Source organism: Paenibacillus azoreducens (assembly GCF_021654775.1).
In the GTDB taxonomy this organism is placed as follows: Bacteria; Bacillota; Bacilli; order Paenibacillales; family Paenibacillaceae; genus Paenibacillus_AQ; species Paenibacillus_AQ azoreducens.
This window is the reverse complement of the sequence record NZ_AP025343.1, coordinates 5,070,549-5,091,868: the sequence shown is the minus strand read 5'-3', so window position 1 is coordinate 5,091,868 and position 21,320 is coordinate 5,070,549. Positions and strand designations below refer to the sequence as shown.

General features: G+C 46.4%; 17 protein-coding genes. All 17 read left to right on the top strand.

Annotation, left to right across the window (positions count from 1 at the left end; translation table 11 throughout):
- Window positions 1-13: 13 nt before the first annotated feature.
- The 17 genes from ssnA (at window position 14) to gltA (ending at window position 21,301) form a co-directional block, all read left to right on the top strand.
- Complete coding sequence (gene ssnA / locus L6442_RS22590) at window positions 14-1,348, top strand: putative aminohydrolase SsnA (RefSeq protein ID WP_212978783.1); 1,335 nt, start codon at window positions 14-16, stop codon at window positions 1,346-1,348.
- Window positions 1,349-1,359: 11 nt separating this feature from the next.
- Window positions 1,360-4,365 (top strand): putative selenate reductase subunit YgfK, encoded by a 3,006-nt coding sequence (ygfK, locus tag L6442_RS22585; RefSeq protein ID WP_212978782.1) that lies wholly within the window; start codon window positions 1,360-1,362, stop codon window positions 4,363-4,365.
- A 13-nt stretch (window positions 4,366-4,378) separates the two neighbouring features.
- Window positions 4,379-5,755, top strand: a complete 1,377-nt coding sequence (hydA, locus tag L6442_RS22580; RefSeq protein WP_212978781.1) for a dihydropyrimidinase — start codon at window positions 4,379-4,381, stop codon at window positions 5,753-5,755.
- A gap of 12 nt (window positions 5,756-5,767) precedes the next feature.
- A complete protein-coding gene (gene dpaL, locus L6442_RS22575; protein ID WP_212978780.1) occupies window positions 5,768-6,964 on the top strand; it encodes a diaminopropionate ammonia-lyase in 1,197 nt (398 codons plus the stop codon).
- 3 nt (window positions 6,965-6,967) lie between these two features.
- Window positions 6,968-8,284 carry a YgeY family selenium metabolism-linked hydrolase gene (locus L6442_RS22570; RefSeq protein WP_212978779.1) on the top strand — a complete coding sequence of 439 codons (1,317 nt, stop codon included), beginning with the start codon at window positions 6,968-6,970 and terminating at the stop codon, window positions 8,282-8,284.
- Window positions 8,285-8,300: 16 nt separating this feature from the next.
- The gene (gene ygeW, locus L6442_RS22565; protein ID WP_212978778.1) at window positions 8,301-9,500 is read left to right on the top strand and encodes a knotted carbamoyltransferase YgeW; all 1,200 of its coding nucleotides are present in this window, start codon (window positions 8,301-8,303) and stop codon (window positions 9,498-9,500) included.
- 147 nt (window positions 9,501-9,647) lie between these two features.
- On the top strand, window positions 9,648-10,586 hold the full coding sequence (gene arcC, locus L6442_RS22560; RefSeq protein WP_212978777.1) for a carbamate kinase: 939 nt from the start codon (window positions 9,648-9,650) through the stop codon (window positions 10,584-10,586).
- 42 nt (window positions 10,587-10,628) lie between these two features.
- Window positions 10,629-11,006: a RidA family protein gene (locus tag L6442_RS22555; protein WP_212978776.1), complete on the top strand. Its 378-nt coding sequence runs from the start codon at window positions 10,629-10,631 to the stop codon at window positions 11,004-11,006.
- A 50-nt stretch (window positions 11,007-11,056) separates the two neighbouring features.
- A complete protein-coding gene (locus tag L6442_RS22550; RefSeq protein WP_212978775.1) occupies window positions 11,057-12,427 on the top strand; it encodes a nucleobase:cation symporter-2 family protein in 1,371 nt (456 codons plus the stop codon).
- A gap of 118 nt (window positions 12,428-12,545) precedes the next feature.
- Entirely contained in the window at window positions 12,546-13,553 is a 1,008-nt protein-coding gene (locus tag L6442_RS22545; RefSeq protein ID WP_212978774.1) for an XdhC family protein, read from the top strand.
- A gap of 156 nt (window positions 13,554-13,709) precedes the next feature.
- Window positions 13,710-16,286, top strand: a complete 2,577-nt coding sequence (gene xdh, locus L6442_RS22540; RefSeq protein ID WP_212978773.1) for a selenium-dependent xanthine dehydrogenase — start codon at window positions 13,710-13,712, stop codon at window positions 16,284-16,286.
- 19 nt (window positions 16,287-16,305) lie between these two features.
- Window positions 16,306-16,884, top strand: a complete 579-nt coding sequence (locus tag L6442_RS22535) for a nucleotidyltransferase family protein (protein WP_212978772.1) — start codon at window positions 16,306-16,308, stop codon at window positions 16,882-16,884.
- A 1-nt stretch (window position 16,885) separates the two neighbouring features.
- A complete protein-coding gene (gene yqeC, locus L6442_RS22530) occupies window positions 16,886-17,623 on the top strand; it encodes a selenium cofactor biosynthesis protein YqeC (RefSeq protein ID WP_212978771.1) in 738 nt (245 codons plus the stop codon).
- Window positions 17,611-18,420 carry a selenium-dependent molybdenum cofactor biosynthesis protein YqeB gene (yqeB, locus tag L6442_RS22525; protein ID WP_212978770.1) on the top strand — a complete coding sequence of 270 codons (810 nt, stop codon included), beginning with the start codon at window positions 17,611-17,613 and terminating at the stop codon, window positions 18,418-18,420. Before yqeC ends, yqeB begins: the two co-directional genes overlap by 13 nt.
- Window positions 18,421-18,604: 184 nt before the next feature.
- On the top strand, window positions 18,605-19,048 hold the full coding sequence (locus L6442_RS22520) for a flavodoxin (RefSeq protein ID WP_212978769.1): 444 nt from the start codon (window positions 18,605-18,607) through the stop codon (window positions 19,046-19,048).
- A 35-nt stretch (window positions 19,049-19,083) separates the two neighbouring features.
- A complete protein-coding gene (locus tag L6442_RS22515; protein WP_237100409.1) occupies window positions 19,084-19,968 on the top strand; it encodes a sulfide/dihydroorotate dehydrogenase-like FAD/NAD-binding protein in 885 nt (294 codons plus the stop codon).
- Window positions 19,907-21,301: an NADPH-dependent glutamate synthase gene (gene gltA / locus L6442_RS22510; protein ID WP_237100047.1), complete on the top strand. Its 1,395-nt coding sequence runs from the start codon at window positions 19,907-19,909 to the stop codon at window positions 21,299-21,301. Before L6442_RS22515 ends, gltA begins: the two co-directional genes overlap by 62 nt.
- The last annotated feature ends 19 nt before the right edge of the window (window positions 21,302-21,320 follow it).

The window sequence follows — 21,320 nt, the reverse complement described above, 5'->3', positions numbered from 1 at the left end:
TAGGAGGTTTAAAATGATTTTAGTTGGAAACGGGAATGTGATCACATGCCAAAAAGAGAAGCCTTTTATAAAGGGAGGATGCGTGGCGATAGAGGGAGCTGCAATTAAAGCGGTCGGAACCACGGCAGATTTGAAGAAAATGTATCCCGAGGCGGAATTCATTGATGCTAAAGGCGGCGTGATCATGCCGGGTTTGGTTAACATGCACAATCACATCTATAGTACCTTTGCCAGAGGGCTCAGTATTGCTGGCTTTCATCCGAAAAACTTCAGCGATATTTTAGAAGGCCAATGGTTTCATTTAGACCGAAAATTGAAAAATACAACCACCTACTTAAGCGGGAAAGTGGCTTATCTCGATAGCATTAAAAACGGGGTAACCACCATGTTTGATCACCACGCCAGCTACGGTGAAATTTCCGGCAGTCTGTTCGAATTGTCCAAAGCGGCAGACGAACTTGGCGTGAGAACTTGCCTTTGCTACGAAGTTTCTGATCGAAACGGCAAGAGCCAAATGAAAGAGGCTGTGGCCGAAAACCTAGACTTCATGAAATCAGTCGCAAAACGCGGGGATGATATGCAAAAAGCCATGATGGGCTTACATGCTTCCTTCACCCTTTCCGACGAAACTCTCGAATACGTCAAAGAAGCCACACCGGAAGACATCGGTTTCCACATCCACGTAGCTGAAGGCACGGCAGACGTTTACGACTCCTTGGAAAAATACAATAAACCGGTCGTCAATCGGCTATTTGATTTGGGCATTTTGGGCAAAAAATCGATAGCTGCCCATTGTATTCACATTGGCCCGCATGAAATGGAACTTCTTAAAGACACCAACACGATGGTCGTGACTAATCCTGAATCTAATATGGGAAATGCTGTGGGTTGCCCGCCGGTTTTACGCCTCTTCAACGAATTCGGCATTGTATGCGGTCTTGGAACAGATGGCTTTACCAATGATTTAACGGAATCCTACAAGTTTGCCAACTTGATTCATAAGCATCATTTGGCTGATCCAAACGCCGGCTGGGTGGAAATCCCAACCATGCTGTTTGAAAATAATCCGCGGATGGCGAATCGCTACTTTGCTGCGAAACTGGGCGTCTTGGAAGCAGGGGCCGCAGGCGACGTCATCGTTCTTGATTACCACGCACCAACTCCAATGAATGAAACCAACTACAAAAGTCATATTCTTTTCGGCATGAACGGTCGCTTTGTAACCGACACCATCATTAACGGTGAAGTGAAGATGCGAAATCGCGAAGTTGTAGGTGTCGATGAAGAAAAATTATTGGCAGACGCTGCTGAAGAAGCTGAGCGGTTATGGCAACGAATTAACGAGTAGGGGGTGTCTACATGAGCGATATCATGCGTCCTATTTCAATCGAAGCATTGTTAAATTGGATTACGGAAGAATTTAAGCGAAACGGAACCATCTTTGGGATTCGGAAATTTTTTAAAGCGGTTCCAAAGAAAACTTTGAGCCTTTTTGGCGAACAGATGGAAACGCCTGTCGGCCCGGCTGCAGGTCCCCATACTCAATTAGCGCAAAACATTATTGCGGCATACTTGACCGGGGCCCGTTTTTTCGAATTAAAAACCGTACAAGTTATAGACGGGGAAGAGCTGCCTGTAGCCAAACCGTGTATTAACGCCAGGGACGAAGCTTACAACGTAGAATGGTCCACGGAATTACGGGTACCAGAGGCTTACGATGAATATGTGAAAGCTTGGTTTGTCTTGAAGCTCTTAAGCCGTGAATTTGATCTCGGATCGCCGGACGGATTCATCTTTAACATGAGTGTGGGTTATGACTTTCAAGGCATTCAATCATCAAAAATTCAAACATACATCGATGATATGAAAGATGCTTCCAGCACGCCAATCTGGGAAGAATGCCAGCAGGCTGCACGCAAACTGCTAAGCAAGTTCACCCGCATCGATGAAAGTTATTTGACCCAAATTAGTCCTAATGTTTCCCGCTCTATCACACTGTCTACCTTGCACGGAACGCCGCCGGCTGAAATCGAACGGATCGCCATGCATTTGTTGAAAGAAAAACATTTAAATACGTTCATTAAATGCAATCCGACGCTTCTTGGTTACGAGTATGCCAGAAAAACCATGAATCAACTTGGCTTTGACTACATGGAATTCGACGATAAGCATTTTGTCGAAGATCTGCAATACGAAGACGCGGTGCCAATGCTTGCCCGTTTGCAAAAAATCGCGGATGGTCAACATATCAGCTTTGGGGTGAAAATCACCAACACCTTCCCTGTGGATATCGCGCAAAACGAATTGCCAGGGAAAGAAATGTACATGTCCGGCCGTTCCTTATTCCCGTTAAGCATTGCCGTAGCCAAAAAATTATCAGATGCCTTCTCTGGCAAATTGCAGATTTCCTATTCCGGTGGGGCAGATATCTTTAACGTGAAGGAAATTTTTGAAGCAGGCATTTGGCCGATTACCGTAGCCACTACCCTGCTAAAACCGGGAAGCTATCAACGAATGGATCAAATCGCGGGCGTCCTTGCTTCGTTGGATTATCCAACCCATGTTGCGGTGGACTTGGAGAAACTAAGCTCCTTAGTGACAAAAGCCAACACGCAAGCGCGTTATCAAAAATCGATTAAATTGCCGATCACGCCCAAAATGGATCAAAAAGTCCCTTTATTGGATTGCTACACGGCACCATGTCGCGGGACCGGAGGCTGCCCGATTCATCAAGACATCCCCGCTTATCTTCGTTACGTGAGTGAAGGTAAATATTTGGATGCCTTGAAAGTCATCGTGGACAAAAACCCGTTGCCATTTATTACAGGAACGATTTGCGCGCATCCGTGCGAAACCAAGTGTACCAGGCAGTTTTACGAAGGAGCTATTGATATCCGCGGTGTCAAACTGGAAGCAGCTGAACATGCCTATGACGAATTAATGGCTACCCTGAAAAAACCGACCCGTCGTGAAAATGCTGCCAAGACGGCTGTAGTCGGGGGCGGACCTGCCGGGATTTCCGCGGGATACTTGTTAGCGAGAGAAGGGATGCCGGTTACAGTTTTTGAAAAAGCCGATACGATCGGCGGGGTTTGCAGTCAAATCGTGCCGGAATTTCGAATTTCCATGGCTAGCGTTCAAAAAGATGTGGAGCTTGCCAAATTGATGGGGGCTGAATTCAAAACCGGTCAAGCCGCCCCTAGCTTAGAAGAATTACGAGCACAAGGCTATGAAAATATCATTTATGCTATCGGTGCCTGGAAACACAATAATTTACACTTAGAAAAAGGCACTGCTATTAACTCCCTGGAGTTCCTAAAAGCGACACGCGAGAATCCAAACGCCAATCCATACGGTGAGCACATTGTGATCGTAGGAGGCGGAAATACCGCGATGGACTGTGCCCGCGTTGCCAAGCGCTTGCCTGGTGTGAAGAAAGCATCTCTGGTTTATCGCCGCAACAAACGCAATATGCCAGCAGATGAAGAAGAATTGTACTTAGTAATAGAAGATGATGTGGAATTTTTAGAATTGCTCGCTCCTGTTTCCTTGGAAAACGGGAAGTTGACTTGCGAAATCATGGAATTGGGTGCACGGGATGCTTCGGGACGTAAAAAACCGATGCCAACGGGACGCTTCACAGAAGTTTTGGCCGATACCGTGGTGGCCGCCGTGGGTGAAAAAATTGACACCGAATTTTTCCAAGCGTTAGGTATCCATACAGATGCACGCGGACGCGTATTAGTTAACCCGGAAACCTTGGAAACGAATTTGAAAGGCGTTTATGTGATTGGGGATGCCAACCGCGGTCCTGCAACGATTGTGGAAGCAATCGCCGATGCCACGAAGGCTGCTGACAACATTTGTGAAATTCATAACAAGAATTACGAACGTGCCAACTTCAACATCGATCGCGCAGTACCTCGTGCTAAACGTGGCTTATTAGTCGCAGAAGACCATTCAATGACCCAATCCGAACGTTGTTTGGAATGCTCTACGATTTGTGAGTCTTGTGTGGATGTTTGTCCAAATCGTGCCAACGTGGTGATTCAAGTGGGTGGGAATCCGCAAATCATGCATATCGACCGTATGTGCAACGAATGCGGCAACTGTGAAACTTTCTGTCCTTACGCCAGTGCTCCTTATAAAGATAAATTCACATTATTTAACACAGAAGATGATCTTTATAACAGTACGAACCAAGGTTTTTATGTTGTCGACCCTGAAAAAAGAATTTGTCTCGTCCGTTTCGATGAACAAATTGAAACGATCATTCTATCCGAGGGCAACTTAACGATTCCAAACGGATTGTTGGACATGATGGAAACCGTCATTGAGGATTACGCGTTTTGTTTAGCAAATTGACGGAGGAATAAAAATGAAAACTGTCTTTACTGGCGGTATCGTAGTCTCAAGCTATGGTTGCCGTCGATTGGATGTCCTAGTGGAAGATGAAAAAATCGCCGCACTCGGCAATGATCTTGATGCCACCGCGGCCAGGATTGTGGATGCCGCAGGTTGTTATCTTCTGCCCGGATTCATCGATGCTCACACCCATTTGGAATTAAACAATGGAAGGACGGATACGGCAGATAATTTCACCACTGGCAGTATCGCGGCGGTTTGTAAAGGAACGACCACGGTCATCGACATGGCCACTCCCGAAAGAGGCCACACTCTAAAGGAATGTTTAGCAAAATGGAACCGGATGGCCGAGGGGAAAAGTTCTTGCGATTACAACTACCACATGTCCTTGATTGAATTTAACGAGGCTGTAGCCAAAGAAATTCCCGAAATGGTGGCAGCAGGCGTGACATCTTTTAAGATGTACATGGCTTACGACAATCTCAGAACCACGGACGCCGAACTTTATGAAGCCATGAAGGCTATCCAAAAAGTCGGTGGGATGTTGGGAGTTCACTGTGAAAATGGCGATCTCGTGAATGCATTGCAGGCACAGTTTTTACGGGAAGGCAAAACGGCACCGAAATATCATCCGTTATCACGGCCGAATGCGTTAGAAGCAGAAGCGGTAAACCGCTATCTTATGATTGCCAACGAAGCAGGACTTGCCGTTAACATTGTGCATTTAAGCACAAGGGAAGCGCTGGAAGTGGTTTTAAGAGCCCGTGAAAATGGCCAAAAGGTGTTTGTGGAAACCTGCCCACAGTATTTATTGCTAGACGATCATCTCTATGATTCCCCGGATTTTGAAGGCGCAAAATACGTTTGTGCACCGCCTTTAAGGAGCATTCAAGATCAACAAGCTTTATGGCAGGGAGTCATTCACGGAGCCATCGATACGATTTCCACCGATCATTGCGATTTTAATTTTGCCAGTCAAAAAACGCTGGGCAAAAATGATTTCACCCAAATTCCGGGAGGGTTACCGGGGGTGGAAACCAGGGCCGAATTGCTTTACACGGCAGGTGTTGCCACAGGCAAAATCAGTATAGAGCAATTTGTTGCCCTACTGTCTGAAAACATCGCACGTCAATTTCATCTGTACCCGCAAAAAGGCGTTCTCGCAGTCGGTAGCGATGCTGATATCGTGTTATGGGATCCTAACGCAAACGGGGTTATTACAGCCCAAACCCAGCTGCAACATGTAGATTATTCCGCCTATGAGGGCTTCCAAACGGTTGGGTTTGCCAAGGCGGTCTATCTCAGGGGCAAAGCAATTAGTGAAAATGGGCGCTTGCTCAAGGGACAACAAGGGAAATTCGTATTCCGGAAAATCCCGGAGGGGAAATAGGAGGAGAGAGTGTTGGAAAAAATCAAATGGGTGAAAAACGAAATGCCCAAAACAGGCGATCAGTACTTTTCACTTATGGACGAAACAGCGGTAGAAAAAGCGAAGGCTTTTCATCGAAGTTTCCCCCAATACAGCGAAACGCCATTAGCCGAATTAAAAGAGATGGCCCATTATCTTGGGCTAAACGATCTCTTTGTCAAAGACGAATCCTATCGCTTTGGCCTCAACGCTTTTAAAGTGTTGGGGGGCTCCTATTCCATGGCCAACTACATTGCCGAACAATTAGGCAAAGACGTTTCCGAACTGAGCTATGACGTGTTGACCTCGCCGGAATTAAAAAAAGAATTTGGACAAGCAACTTTCTTTACCGCTACAGATGGTAACCACGGTCGCGGCGTTGCCTGGGCCGCCAATAAGCTTGGCCAAAAATCCGTGGTTTTGATGCCAAAAGGCTCTGCCAAAGCGCGTTTTGACAATATTAAACAAGAAGGCGCCACCGTCACCATTGAAGAAGTCAACTATGACGAATGCGTGCGGATGGCCAACGCCATGGCGGAAACTACGGAAAATGGCGTGATGGTGCAAGATACCGCTTGGGACGGCTATGAAAAAATCCCGGCTTGGATTATGCAAGGTTATGGCACCATGGCCTGCGAAGCCGCCAAACAGTTAGAAAAATCCGGTGCCCAGCGTCCAACCCACATTTTTATTCAAGCAGGCGTTGGTTCTCTTGCCGGTGCAGTGATTGGTTATTTCAGCAACCTATACAAAGACAATCCCCCAACCATGGTCGTGATGGAAGCCCAGGCTGCCGATTGCTTATACCGTTCGGCCGCAGCCAAAGACGGGAAGATTCGTTTTGTCGATGGGGATTTGGATACCATCATGGCGGGGCTGGCCTGCGGCGAACCTAATACGATTTCCTTTGATATTTTGAGAAATAATACCGATTTCTTTGTTTCCTGCCCGGACTGGGTAGCTGCAAAAGGCATGCGGATGTTAGGAGCACCGTTAAAAGGCGATCCGCAAGTCATCTCTGGTGAATCCGGCGCAGTCGGCATGGGTTTGGTTGCCGCACTCATGAAAGATGCTGAATACTCCGATTTACGGGACGCTTTAAAACTTGATGGAAATTCCAAGGTCTTGATGTTCTCTACAGAAGGAGATACCGACCCTGATCATTACAAACACATTTTATGGAGGGACTAAAAAATGGATTTTGAAGCAATCAAATCACAAGCGCAGAGATACGAAAAAGACATGGTGAAATTTTTGCGGGACATGGTCAGAATTCCCGGCGAGAGCTCCAATGAAGGCGCCAAAATCCAAAGAGCCAAAGAGGAAATGGAAAAGGTCGGTTTTGATAAGATCGAAATCGATAAAATGGGGAACTTGCTCGGCTACATAGGTCACGGGAAAAGACTCATTGCATTTGACGGCCACATCGATACCGTTGGGATTGGCGAAAGGAAAAACTGGAAATTCGACCCGTACGAAGGTTTTGAAAATGACACCGAAATCGGCGGCCGGGGAACCTCCGACCAGGAAGGCGGGATCGCTTCTGCGATTTACGGCGCCAAAATCATGAAAGACCTGGGTTTATTGAATGATAAATACACGGTTCTGGTTACGGCCACCGTTCAAGAAGAAGATTGCGATGGTCTCTGCTGGCAATACATCATCAAGGAAGAAAACATTCGGCCTGAATTCGTGGTTTCCACTGAACCAACCGATGGCGGGATTTATCGCGGACAACGGGGACGGATGGAAATCCGTGTTGACGTGAAGGGGATTTCTTCACACGGTTCTGCTCCAGAGCGCGGGGACAACGCCATTTACAAAATGTCTGAAATTATCCAAGATATCCGGGCATTAAATAACAACGGCTGCGGCGAAAGCACCGCGATCCTTGGCTTAGAAAAAATGCTCCATGAAAAATACAATCCGGAATGGAAAGAAGCGCGTTTCCTGGGCCGCGGCTCTGTCACTGTTTCACAAATCTTCTATTCATCTCCTAGTCGCTGCGCGGTAGCCGATGGCTGCTCCATTTCCTTGGACCGCCGCATGACAAGCGGAGAAACCTGGGAAAGCTGTCTGGAAGAAATCCGTCAATTGCCAGCTGTGCAACGCTATGCGGATGATTTGGAAGTTTCCATGTATGATTACGATCGTCCAAGCTACACAGGCCTTTCTTACCCGATCGAATGCTACTTCCCAACTTGGGTCATTCCAGAAGACCATGCCGTCACCAAAGCATTGATGGAAGCGCATCATGAACTTTACGGTGACAAACGCCAGGGACCTGCTGCTCAAATTCAAATGCGTCAAGCTCGCCCGCTATTGGATAAATGGACCTTCTCTACAAACGGAGTTACCATCATGGGCCGTAATGGCATTCCTTGTATCGGTTTTGGACCGGGAGCAGAAGCACAAGCGCATGCACCTAACGAAATCACCTGGAAAGAAGATCTTGTCCGCTGTGCAGCAGTTTACGCCGCTCTTCCTTCGATCTATATCAAAAACAGCTAAAAAAGGGGTAAATACAATGACGAATTTTGAGAAAATAGCCAAAGAAATCGAAAAACTCGATACTAGTAAAATGTTTCAAGGGGATTTCCTTCAAACCTGGGAAAAGGATGATGACGAAATCGCCGCTACTTTAAAAGTGGCCGATGCTTTACGGGATCTTAGAGAACGTAATATTTCCACCAAAGTTTTTGACTCCGGTTTAGCGGTTTCCATTTTCCGCGACAATTCCACCCGGACGCGTTTTTCCTTCTCCAGCGCGTGTAACATGCTAGGGTTGGAAATCCAAGACTTGGATGAATCGAAATCGCAAATCGCCCACGGAGAAACCGTACGGGAAACCGCAACCATGATTTCCTTTATGGCGGATGTCATCGGAATTCGAGACGACATGTACATTGGCAAAGGCGACGCTTACATGCGCGAAGTCATCGCCGCCGTGAAAGAAAGCCATGAAGACGGCATCTTGGAACAACGTCCGAACTTGGTAGATTTGCAAGATGACATTGACCATCCAACCCAGGCTTTAGCTGACCTCAATCATATCATTCATCAATATGGCGGCGTGGAAAATCTAAAAGGCAAAAAAATCGTGATGTCTTGGGCGTATTCCCCATCTTATGGTAAACCTTTATCCGTAGCGCAAGGAATTATCGGTTTAATGACGCGTTATGGCATGGACGTGGTGTTAGCCCATCCGGAAGGTTACGAAGTGATGCCCGAAATCGAAAAAATAGCCAAGGAAAATGCCGGAAAATCCGGTGGTTCTTACTCGAAGACCAATGACATGAAAGAAGCCTTCAAAGATGCCGACGTGATTTATTGCAAGAGCTGGGCTCCGTTTAAAGCCATGGAAGAAAGAACCGAACTTTACGGCAACGGCGACTTCAAAGGGATTGATCGCCTGGAGCAAGAACTGCTGAAACAAAACGCTAACCACAAAGATTGGGCTTGTACCGAAGAAATGATGAAGCTCACGAAAGACGGCAAAGCTTTATACATGCATCCGCTGCCTGCTGACATCACGGGTGTCTCGGCTGATGAAGGGGAAGTGGACGCCTCTGTCTTTGACCGCTACAGAAACCAATTGTACAAACAAGCCAGCTTTAAACCTTATGTAATTGCAGCCATGATTTTCTTGAGCAAATTCAAAGATCCAGCTAAAGTCTTGAAAGAATTGGAAGCGCGTGGTACGGAACGTCGTTATACCGAAAAATAGTCAATCGTTAGTAAATGAGCGGATAAGTCTCGTTTCACAAATCGAACCAGCATCCATTAGTCCTCTAATCGATAGTTCATTCAGGCTTATCTGCTCATTGAATTTAAGGATTTTGCAACATTCCGATGTATACAAAGGAGGGTCCAAATGACTCGAGTTGTCGTAGCATTAGGCGGAAACGCACTGGGAAACAACCTCAGTGAGCAAATGATCGCCGTTAAAACCACTGCTAAATCGATTGTCGATTTAATTGAAGCCGGTTATGAAGTGATTCTCTCTCATGGCAACGGACCGCAAGCCGGTATGATTCAATTGGCAATGGATGAACTGACGGCTAAAGATCCTGGTAAATATCCGCATGTACCTTTGTCTGTCTGCGTAGCTATGAGCCAAACTTATATTGGCTATGATTTACAAAATGCTTTAAGGGAAGAGTTATTGAGCCGCGGCATTGAAAAACCGATTGCCACTGTAGCTACACAAGTCATCGTCGATCAAGACGATCCGGCTTTTCAAAAACCAACCAAACCGATTGGTCGCTTCATGAGTCAAGCGGAAGCGGAAGCACTGGCCAAAGAAAAGAACATTCAAGTGATCGAAGATGCGGGTCGTGGTTATCGTCAAGTGGTGGCCTCGCCAAAACCTCAAGAAATCGTGGAAGTGGCTACGATTAAGACTTTGGTGGACGCCGGACAAACAGTGATTGCTTGCGGCGGCGGCGGTATTCCTGTCATTAAAGAGGCAGGCAATCATTTAAAAGGAGCCGCAGCTGTCATTGATAAAGATTACTGTAGCGCTCTCCTGGCTGATATTGTGGATGCCGACTTATTAGTCATCTTAACGGCCGTTGAAAAAGTCGCCATTCATTTTGGCACACCGGATCAAAAGGAATTAAGCGATGTGACGGTGGCTGAAATGCGCCAATATGTGAAAGAAGGCCACTTTGCACCTGGCTCTATGCTGCCAAAAGTGGAAGCAGGCATTCAGTTTGCCGCCTCAAAACCAGGCCGTAGAACGCTGATTACCTTGTTAGAAAAAGCGAAGGATGGTCTGGCCGGCAATACGGGAACCGTAGTTCATCATTAGTGATATTTATGTGAAATTTATAACGAGGAGAGGCGTACAATAATGAGAAAAAAACAGATTAACGCTGCCAAAGCACCGGCTGCTGTAGGACCTTATTCCCATGCAATATTATCGGGAGACACTTTGTATATTTCTGGGCAGCTAGGCTTGGATCCGCAAACGGGGGAATTAAAAGAAGGCGTAGAAGCTCAAGCAGAACAAGGCTTCAAAAACTTAGGGACCATTTTAAAGGAAGCAGGTTTTGGGTTTGCCGATGTGGTGAAAACGACGGTCTATTTAGTCGACATGGGTGATTTTGCTAAGGTCAACGCCATTTATGCCGAATATTTCAAAGAATGGCTGCCTGCGCGCTCTGCTATTGCCGTTAAAGAATTGCCCAAAGGCGGCCTCTTTGAAGTCGAAGCCATCGCCGTGAAGTAGATCCTAAATTCTATTAACTGTTGTTAAATTAGAGAGAGGAAGTTTTCCTAATGGCTGAAAATAATCTTGGAAATCTTTTTCACTATGATAAAAAAGTCACCTTAAGCGAGGTTGCACCTTTAGGACTACAACATGTGATGGCAGCTTTCGTGGGGATTTTAACTCCAGGTATCATGATTGCTAAGGTCTGTAATCTTTCTGCAGAAGACACGACTCTCGTCATACAAACAGCATTGATTTTTTCCGGACTCGCCACGTTACTGCAAATTTTCCCCCTCTTTCGTAAATTTGGCGCTCGGCTCCCTATGATGATGGGAGCGAGCTTCGCTTTTGTGCCGATATTGCTATCCATAGGTGCGGATTTCGGCATTGCCGCTATTTTTGGATCCCAGCTCGTTGGAAGTATCATGGTAATTTTCATTGGTTTGATGATTAAAAAAATTCGAATTCTCTTTCCGCCGATAGTCACAGGCACCGTCATTTTAAGTATCGGTTTTTCCTTGTTCCCAACAGCCATAAAATACATGGCCGGCGGTGCGGGCAATCCGGATTTTGGCAGCTTGAAAAATTGGTCGGTAGCTCTGATTACCTTCGCCGTGGTTTTTTGTTTTAATTACTTTTCCAGAGGCATTTTGCAATTGTCCTCCATCTTAATTGGCGTGGTGGCAGGATACATTTTATCCTTCATATTAGGAATGGTAAACTTCGAACCCGTTAAAGAAGCAGCTTTTATCCAGATGATTCGTCCTATGCATTTTGGCTTCGATTTTCAAATTGTGCCGATCATGACATTGCTCATTATGTTCATGGTGGATGCGGTGCAAACGATTGGCAAATTTACTGCGACGACTGTGGGCGCTATGGATAGAGAACCTAGTGACAGCGAGTTATCCGGTGCGATCATGGGAAGCGGGCTCGCCAATTTTATCGGAAGCTTCTTCGGGGCGATCCCTGTCGGCACTTTCGGACAAAATGTTGGACTGGTGATTTCTACGAAAGCAATCAACAAGTTCATCTTGGCCTTTGCTTCAGCAATACTGCTGGTTGCCGGTTTTATACCTAAAGTAGCTTCGCTTTTGACTACGATTCCATTTGCTGTGATCGGGGGCGCCACCATTTCGGTTTTCGCTACAATCGCCATGACGGGGCTTAAAACCATTATTCAAGAAGAATTGACGCCGGAAAATTCAGGTATTGTGGGGATTTCCTTGGCTTTTGGGATTGGAGTTGTCCTTTCGAAAAACTGTTTAGCCGGTTTTCCTGGTTGGGTAACAACCATTTTTGGGAGTTCCGAAGTGATCTTGACCACGATCATGGCGATTATTTTGAATCTCTTATTGAATCATTTAAAGAAACATTTGAAGGAAGGAAGGAAATCCCGGTTTTATAACAGCAAAGGTGAAAAATCCATGGGAACATGAGCTTTTTTATAGTAGCGGTTTTCTATTTAAAGTATAACGGAGGAAGATATTGAGAAAAAAATGAGTTTTCTAGAGCATTGCTTCTATAAGATGTTCACGGAGGAGAGGGGGACAGGGAATGAGAGCAGTATTTGAAGCTATTTTAAACATGATGGCAAAAAAAGAAGACTGCGTGTTAGTGACTGTCGCGCAAAGTTTCGGCTCAGCCCCTCGTGAAGCGGGTGCCCGCATGCTGGTAGGTAAAGAGGGGCGGTTGCTTGGCACGATTGGGGGCGGCATGATCGAGCATCGTTCGGAGGAGCTGGCCATAGAAGCTTTGTTTGCCGAAAAGACGAGCTTAAAAAAATTCACCCTAGCTCCCAACGATGCGGAAGATTTGGGCATGATTTGCGGCGGCCGGGTCGAGGTTTTATTTCAATTTTTGAACCATCAAGATGAATGCTTTAACCAAATTTGCGAGGCGGCTTTAACGCAAATTAATGCCCACAAAGATGCTTGGCTCATTACCAAGCTGACAGGGGACGTTGTTGAAAGTGGTTTCTACAGTGAAGCTACCGGATTTTTAAGGTTGGAAGTCCCTGTGGCACAATTGCAAAATAAACGGATGGATTGGAAAGAAGGGGCAAGCCGCTATTACACGGAACCCGTTAGTCAAAGTGGCAAAGTGTATATCTTTGGCGGCGGTCATGTCGCGCAAGCTTTAGTGCCTGTGTTAGCGCCTCTTGATTTTTACACGGTGGTTTACGACGATCGGCCAGTTTTTTTGACGAAGGAGTTTTTCCCAGAGGCGAATGAATTTGTTTTGGGTTCTTTTGATGATATTGGTCAAAAAATTTCGCTCACGAAACAAGATTACGTCGTTGTGATGACTCGCAAGCACAAAACTGATTTTGCCTTGGAGGTCCAGCTGCTAAAGACCCCGGCTTACTACATTGGGGTGATTGGCAGCAAACATAAGGTTGCTTTACAACAAGAACGCTTGCAAGGGTTGGGTTTTGCAAAAGAGGAGATTGCCCGCTTGACGATGCCGATCGGTATAGCGATTCAGGCTGAAACACCAGCGGAAATCGCCATTAGCATTGCTGGACAGCTGATTCAAAAACGGGCGCAACAGGGAGGCGCCTGATGTGAGCGGATTTCGACCATGAATGAGTTTAAATCATAGAAATCTGGGAGCAACAGCGATCGAAAGAACATTTCACCTGGCTGCCTTCATCCGGTGCAAAATCATTCGTTCAACTTATATATGAGGGCCACCATTCAAATTATGGAGGTGTGAGAAATGTATTCATTTACTGTTAATGGCCAGCCCGTGACCTCTGAAACCGATAAAAAATTATCGCATTTTTTGCGTGATGATTTACATCTGACAGGAACCAAAGACGGCTGTGATCAAGGTGCGTGTGGCGCTTGTACCGTACTGATAAATGGAAAGGCTTTCAACTCCTGCCTGTTCAACTTATCCAAATTAGAGGGGAAAGAAATTACGACGATTGAAGGCATTACGGAGCGGCAAAAGGAAGTCTTTGCATATGCTTTTGCCAAGACTGGTGCGGTTCAATGCGGCTACTGCATTCCAGGGATGCTGGTTTCTGCGATTGGCTTGTTAAACAAAAAGCCTGAAGCTAATGAAGAAGAGATCAGAAAAGGAATCCGCGGGAATATTTGCCGCTGTACCGGTTATGTCAAAATTGTTGAGGGAATTCAATTGGCTGCCAAAATGCTCAGAGAAGATACACCAATTCCTGAAGAAGAAGGACATGCTAAATTAGGGGACGATTTTAAGCGTGTGGATGCGATTGAAAAAACGCTTGGCACCGGCGAATACGTGGATGATGTAGTCGTTCCCGGCATGCTCCATGCTTCTGCCATTCGCAGCGCCTATCCGCGCGCCCGCCTGCTGAAAATCGATACTGCTGAAGCTTTGGAACATCCGGATTGTGAAGCGGTTTTTACCGCAGCTGACGTGCCAGGCAACAATAAAATTGGTCACTTGGAATTTATCTCTGACTGGGATGTCATGATTCCAGTGGGGGAAGTGACCCGCTATGTTGGAGATGCAGTCGCTTTAGTGGTTTCCAAATCCAAAGAAAGTCTTGCCGAAATTAAAAACTTAGTGAAAGTAGAATATGAAGAATTAACGCCACTTTTGAGTTGTGAAGCAGCTTTAGCGGATGATGCGCCCAAACTTCATCCTAAAGGCAATTTGTTAAGCCATGAGCATCTCATTCGCGGGAATGCGGATGAAAAATTGGCCAATTCGAAGTATGTGGTAAGTCAACACTATTCTGTACCGATTAATGAGCACGCCTTCATGGAGCCGGAATGTGCAATTGCGATGCCCGAAGATGATGGCGTCTTTCTATATACCGGCGGTCAAAGCATTTACGATGAGCAGCGGGAAGTTGCCCGCATGTTAGGTTTGCCAAAAGAAAAAGTCCATGTGCAATCCAAACTGGTTGGCGGCGGTTTTGGCGGTAAAGAGGACATGAGTGTACAGCATCACGCTGCTCTGGCTGCCTATTTGCTGCAAAAGCCGGTAAAAGTTTTGTTCTCCAGAGAAGAGAGTTTATTAGTCCATCCGAAACGGCATGGGATGGAGATGGATTTCATTACAGGTTGTGATGAAGAGGGCAACTTAACCGCTATGAAAGCTGTGATCTATGCGGACACAGGCGCATATGCCTCCCTGGGCGGACCCGTTCTGCAACGTGCTTGTACTCATGCCGCCGGCCCTTATAAATATCAGGATATCGATATTGAAGGCTTTTCCGTTTATACCAATAATCCTCCTTGTGGTGCCTTCCGTGGCTTCGGGGTTTGCCAAACCGCTTTTGCCATTGAAAGCAACATCAATTTGCTGGCGCAAAAAGTCGGCATTTCACCATGGGAAATACGCTATAAAAATGCGGTGGCCCCAGGGGACAGCTTGCCGAATGGTCAAATTGTCTCTAAAAATGCCGCACTAAAAGAAAGTTTATTGGCCGTGAAAGACATTTATGAAAAGGCACCGGTTGCCGGCATTGCCTGCTCCTTCAAAAATAGCGGAATTGGCGTCGGTCTTCCAGATGTAGGGCGATGTATTGTTTCTGTCGAAGGCGGTAAAGTTCATATTCGTACCAGTGCTGCTTGTATTGGTCAAGGCCTGGCCACTGTCACTACACAAATTGCGTGCGAAACCTTGGATATTTCTCCTGACATGGTGATCGCAGAAGCTCCGGATACGGTACGGACACCGAACTCCGGTACGACGACCGCTTCCAGACAATCCTTGTTTACCGGGGAAGCTACCCGCCGGGCAGCTCAAAAATTGCGTGTGGAATTAGATATGGGCCGCTCCTTTACCGATCTGGAAGGCAAGGAATTTTATGGGGAATTCTCGGCTGAGACCGATGGTTTAAATTCAGATAAGAAAAATCCGGTGAGCCATGCGGGTTACGGTTATGCTTCCGAAGTCGTGGTTCTGCAAGAGGACGGCAAAATTGAACGGATCGTGGCGGCATATGATGTCGGTCAAGTGGTGAATCCAAGGGCCGCCGAAGGGCAAATCGAAGGGGGCATCGTCATGGGGATGGGGTATGCCTTAACAGAAAACTTTGCCTTGGAAAACGGTTATGTAAAAGCTAAATATACGACACTAGGTTTGATAGATGCGACCAAAGTACCGCCCATGGATATCATCTTTGTAAAAGCATCCGGAATTCATGAAGGTTTGGCTTACGGGATCAAAGGGGTAGGGGAGTTAGCAACGATTCCAACAGCTCCAGCTTTGGCAGGGGCATATTATGCTTTGGACGGCGATTTACGCCCAATACTGCCAATGGAAAATACTCCGTATCAAAAGAAAAAGAAAAAATAAGCCTTGGAGGGAATGTGATGTGAAGTTTCGGCAAACAAGCGCGATCATCATGGCCAGCGGGCAATCCACCCGCATGGGTCGCAATAAGCTTTTCTTAAAGTATCAAGGGCAGACTTTTCTGGAACGCATTTTAAACTTAGCCAAAAAAGCAGGCTTTTTTGAAACGATTTTGGTTATCACTCCCGAAGATGCAGCTGGATGTTTTTTGCCGGAAGATATTCATGTCGTCTACAACCGCCAAAGCGATCTCGGTCAAAGTGCCGCAGTCCGCTTAGGAACAAGGGAAGCCACCGGTGATGGTTATCTCTATTTGCCCGTTGATCAGCCTTTATTAACTTTGGAGATTCTCGAAGCCATTATTCAAAGAGGAACCCATGATAACATTGTTTTCCCTCTTAAAGCAGGGGAACCTCAAAGCCCGGTATATTTTGGGGCTGATTTTTACGAAGAATTACTTCAAGTATCCGGTTCAAGCGGCGGCAGAGAAGTTCGCAATAATCACAAGGATGCGTGGGTTCAAGTGGCTGTTTCCGAGGAATATTTAGAAGATATCGATACACCCGCGGATTATGAAAATTTATTGCAGAAGGTTTTTTAACATGTTATCAAGGATGGAATTAAAGGATTGTTTTGGTTTTGAACCAAAAGAAATCGTGGCTCTGATCGGCAGCGGCGGCAAAACCGCCACCATGGAGTATTTGGCAAAAAGTTTTCCGGGAGAACGGGTGTTAATGGCGACCACCACGAAGATTCGTTTTCCGGAAGAGAGTAAATTTGATGTGCTGTGGACGGATAAGTTCGAAGCGCGAACGGCAGAACCAGGGATTACCTTGATGGGACGATATATCGGTCAAGCGCATAAGCTCGGCGGTGTTTCGCCGGAGCTTTTTGCCCGGATTTTACCGCAATTCGAGAAAGCCTTTATTGAAGCGGATGGCTCCAAGCAGAGGCCTTTAAAAGGTTGGGCGGCTTTTGAACCTGTTATTTTACCGCAGACCACCACGACCGTTGGGATTTTTCCCATCAAGGCTTGCGGTCTTGACATCAACGAAATAAATATTCATCGCTTGAGCCAATTTTTGGCGCTGGTCCCTTTGGTCAAAAACCCGAAAGTAACGCCGTCAGTGCTAGCGCAAGTTGCTGCCTGTAAAAATGGTCTTTTTGCAAAAGCAAAAGGCAAGCGGATTTTAGCCATCAATCAAGTGGAAACGTCTGCTGAGCTGGCATTGGCAAAGGAAGTCCTTCAATGTTTGCCGCCGTCTTTTTTGAACACCATAGAGCGGGTCATTGCCATGAGTAGTCAGAAGAAAGTAGGTTGGATTTTATGGGGAAAATAACAGAAACCATTGTCGCTGTCAGGGGCGGCGGAGATCTGGCAACAGGCGTCATTCAAAAGTTGGTGCGAGCAGGCTTTAAAGTGGCGGTATTGGAAACAGCCGAACCGCTAATGATCCGCCGCACAGTGGCACTGGGCACCGCCGTCATAAACCAAAGCGCAACGGTCGAGGATATGACCGCCGTTTTGGCAAACCCGGCCGAAGCCGGCGATGTCTGGGCCAAAGGACAAGTCCCTGTTCTAGTCGATCCTGAAGGATTAAGTCTTCAACTGCTTCAACCGCAGATCGTGGTGGATGCCATAATAGCGAAAAAAAATCTGGGGACAACGAAAGCAATGGCACCCGTCACGATTGCTCTGGGACCCGGGTTTAATGCTCCAAGCGATGTAGATGTTGTCATTGAAACGATGCGAGGTCATTCATTAGGAAAATTAATTTTTAACGGAAGTTCTCTACCGAACACCGGGACACCTGGTTTAATTGAAGGAAAAGACAAAGAACGGGTGATTCATGCTCCGGCTAGCGGCATTGTTATCCATAAACGCGCTATTGGTGATCAAGTGGCAGAAGGGGAGATCCTGTTTACCATTGATGAGCAGCCAGTCCGTTCAACTTTAAGCGGAACATTGCGCGGTTTGATTGCTGAGGGCACGAAGGTTGCTGCCGGTTTGAAAGTTGCTGACATTGATCCCAGAAGCCATGTTGATTGTTGGAGCATTTCTGATAAAGCCCGGGCATTGGGAGGCGCGGTTCTAGAGGCTGCCCTGTTTGTGGGACGTCAAAAAAATCTTTTCTAGCCGCATACCAAAAAAATATTTTTTATGGCTAAAAAAGTATTGAGTTATTTTGTGGTTATGCTATATTAAAGATGTAAAAAAACTTTTTAAAGTTATCCATCTTTGAGAAATTTTTCGCATTCATAAGTGAAAATGTAAGGGGTTTCAAAGTGTCGATATTTTCATAGCGGAGAGGAAGAGAAAAATGACATTAGTAAAAATCGCTTATGCAAGTATGACAGGAAACACAGAAGGAATTTCGGAAATTTTGGAGGATGCTTTTAAGGAATTGGGCGCGGATGTCGAAAGAGCGGAAGCAGAAGACGTCGAAAGTGATTTCTTTGAAGATGCCAATGTGTGTGTGATCGCGACTTATACTTATAATGATGGGGAATTGCCGTTTGATTTTGAAGATTTTTATTCCAATTTGCCTGAACAAGATTTGCAAGGTAAGGTTTTTGGCGTCGTAGGCAGCGGGGATAGCGAATTATATCCGGACTACTTCTGTAAAGCCGCTGAAGATTTTGAGGAAGCGTTCATTAAAACGGGGGCTACCAAGGGACATGAGACGGTGAAAATTGAGAACGCTGCTGAAGGGGAAGATATCGACCACTTAAAAGCTTTCGCCAAAGCTCTTCTAGAAGCCTAGCAAAGCCTGCGGAAAGAAGGATAAGCGTGTTTAAAATGACCGAAAAAAGAAAGCTTGCGGAAAAGGAATACGAAATATGGGTGGAAGCCCCCAGAGTCGCCGAAAAAGCCAAACCTGGACAATTCGTCATCTTGCGAACGACAGCATTTGGCGAACGCATTCCTTTAACAATCGTAAAAACGGATCCTTTAAGTGGTCGTGTGTGCTTGATATTTCAAGTCATAGGAAAATCCACCGCTGAGTTGGCGGCTTTAAACCCGAATGATCGTCTCCAGGATTTTGTGGGACCACTAGGGATGCCATCTGAGATTAAAAACTACGGTACGGTGCTTTTAGTTGGCGGCGGGGTTGGAATTGCGGCATTGTTTCCCATTGTCAAAGGGCTCAAGGAAGCCGGTAATCGTGTAATAACTGTATTAGGAGCTAAGACCAGGGAACTTGTCATTTTAAAAGAGGAATGCCGCGCCTTTTCTGATCAGTTGATTGTCATGACAGATGACGGGTCAGACGGCAATCAGGGCCTGGTAACGGCAGCGATGGAAGATGTCTTTTTACGAGAAACAGTCGATGTTGCTTGGGCCATTGGACCGAGCGTCATGATGAAATTTGCTGCAAAAATGGCTCAAAATTATGATGTTCCTATTTACGTTTCTTTAAATCCTATCATGATTGACGGCACCGGCATGTGTGGCGGCTGTCGGGTGACGGTAGCGGATTCGGTCAAATTTGCTTGCGTGGATGGTCCGGAATTTTTGGGAACTGAAGTCAATTGGGAGGAATTTATTCAGCGGATGAAACAATACAGCCGGGAAGAAACGGACTCCTATGAAGCCTACATAAGGCAGGTGAACCCCTTTGGTGAAAAGAAGCTACAACAAAACACCGATGCCGGAACAGGCGCCGGAAATCCGGTGGAATAACTTTGAAGAAGTGGCCTTAGGATATGATCTGGAATCTGGAATATTGGAAGCCTCCCGCTGCTTGCAGTGCAAGGATGCCCCGTGTATTTTAAAATGTCCGGTGATGATTGGTATTCCCGGATTTATAAAGGCGATCAAAGAAGAAAATATACAAAAAGCCTATGAAATTATTAGTCGTTATTCCAATTTGCCAGCCATCTGCGGCCGGGTTTGTCCGCAAGAAAAACAATGCGAAATGGTTTGCCGCCTTGGCCAATCGAAGAAATTTGAACCCGTGGCCATCGGCAAACTGGAACGTTTGGTGGCGGACTGGGCTTTAGAGCAGCCCGTTGAAAAAGTGGAACGAACCTTTCATAAAGGCAAGGTAGCCATCGTTGGTTCCGGCCCGTCCGGTTTAACCGCTGCAGGGGACTTGGCGAAATTAGGATATAAGGTGGTGATTTTTGAAGCATTGCACACGGCTGGCGGCGTGCTGACTTACGGGATTCCGGAATTCCGTTTGCCTAAACGGATTGTAGCGAAAGAAATCGAACGCATTGAAGCTCTCGGTGTAACCATTGAAACCAATGTAGTGGTGGGAAAAACCATTACGATTGAAGAAATTCAAAGGGATTTTGATGCTTGTTACATTGCGGTAGGAGCTGGCGCGCCACATTTCATGGGGATTCCAGGGTCTGCTTTAAACGGGGTGTATTCTTCTAGTGAGTACTTAACCCGCATTAATCTGATGCATGGCTACCAATTCCCGACTTATGATACCCCAGTCCAAAAAGCGGCAAAAGTCGCGGTCATCGGCGGAGGTAACGTGGCAATGGATGCGGCGCGGTCTGCCAAGCGGATGGGCGCCAGTCAAGTGACGGTGATTTATCGCCGTTCCGTGGAAGAACTGCCAGCCCGGGTGGAGGAATACCATCACTCAGTAGAAGAAGGCATTGAATACAGTTGGCTTACGAATCCCGTGGCATATTTAGATGATGGAACGGGGAAGTTGGCAGGCGTTCAATGCGTCAAGATGGAATTGGGCGAACCGGATGCCTCAGGCCGCAGACGTCCGGTTACCATCCCCGGCAGTGAGTTTGTCATTGAAGCCGACGTCGCCATCGAAGCTATTGGTCAAGGTTCCAACAAGGTCCTGCTGGCCACCTTCCCGGAATTAGCCGTGAATAAATGGGGCTATATTGATGCCGATGAAGAAACCTGTGCTACGAATGTACCTGGAATTTTCGCCGGCGGGGATATTGTTACAGGAGCAGCTACCGTTATTTTGGCCATGGGGGCTGGAAAATTGGCCGCCAAAGAAATTGATCAGTACGTGACTGCCAAAGAGGCGTAGTTAAGCTTTAGAAAAGGAA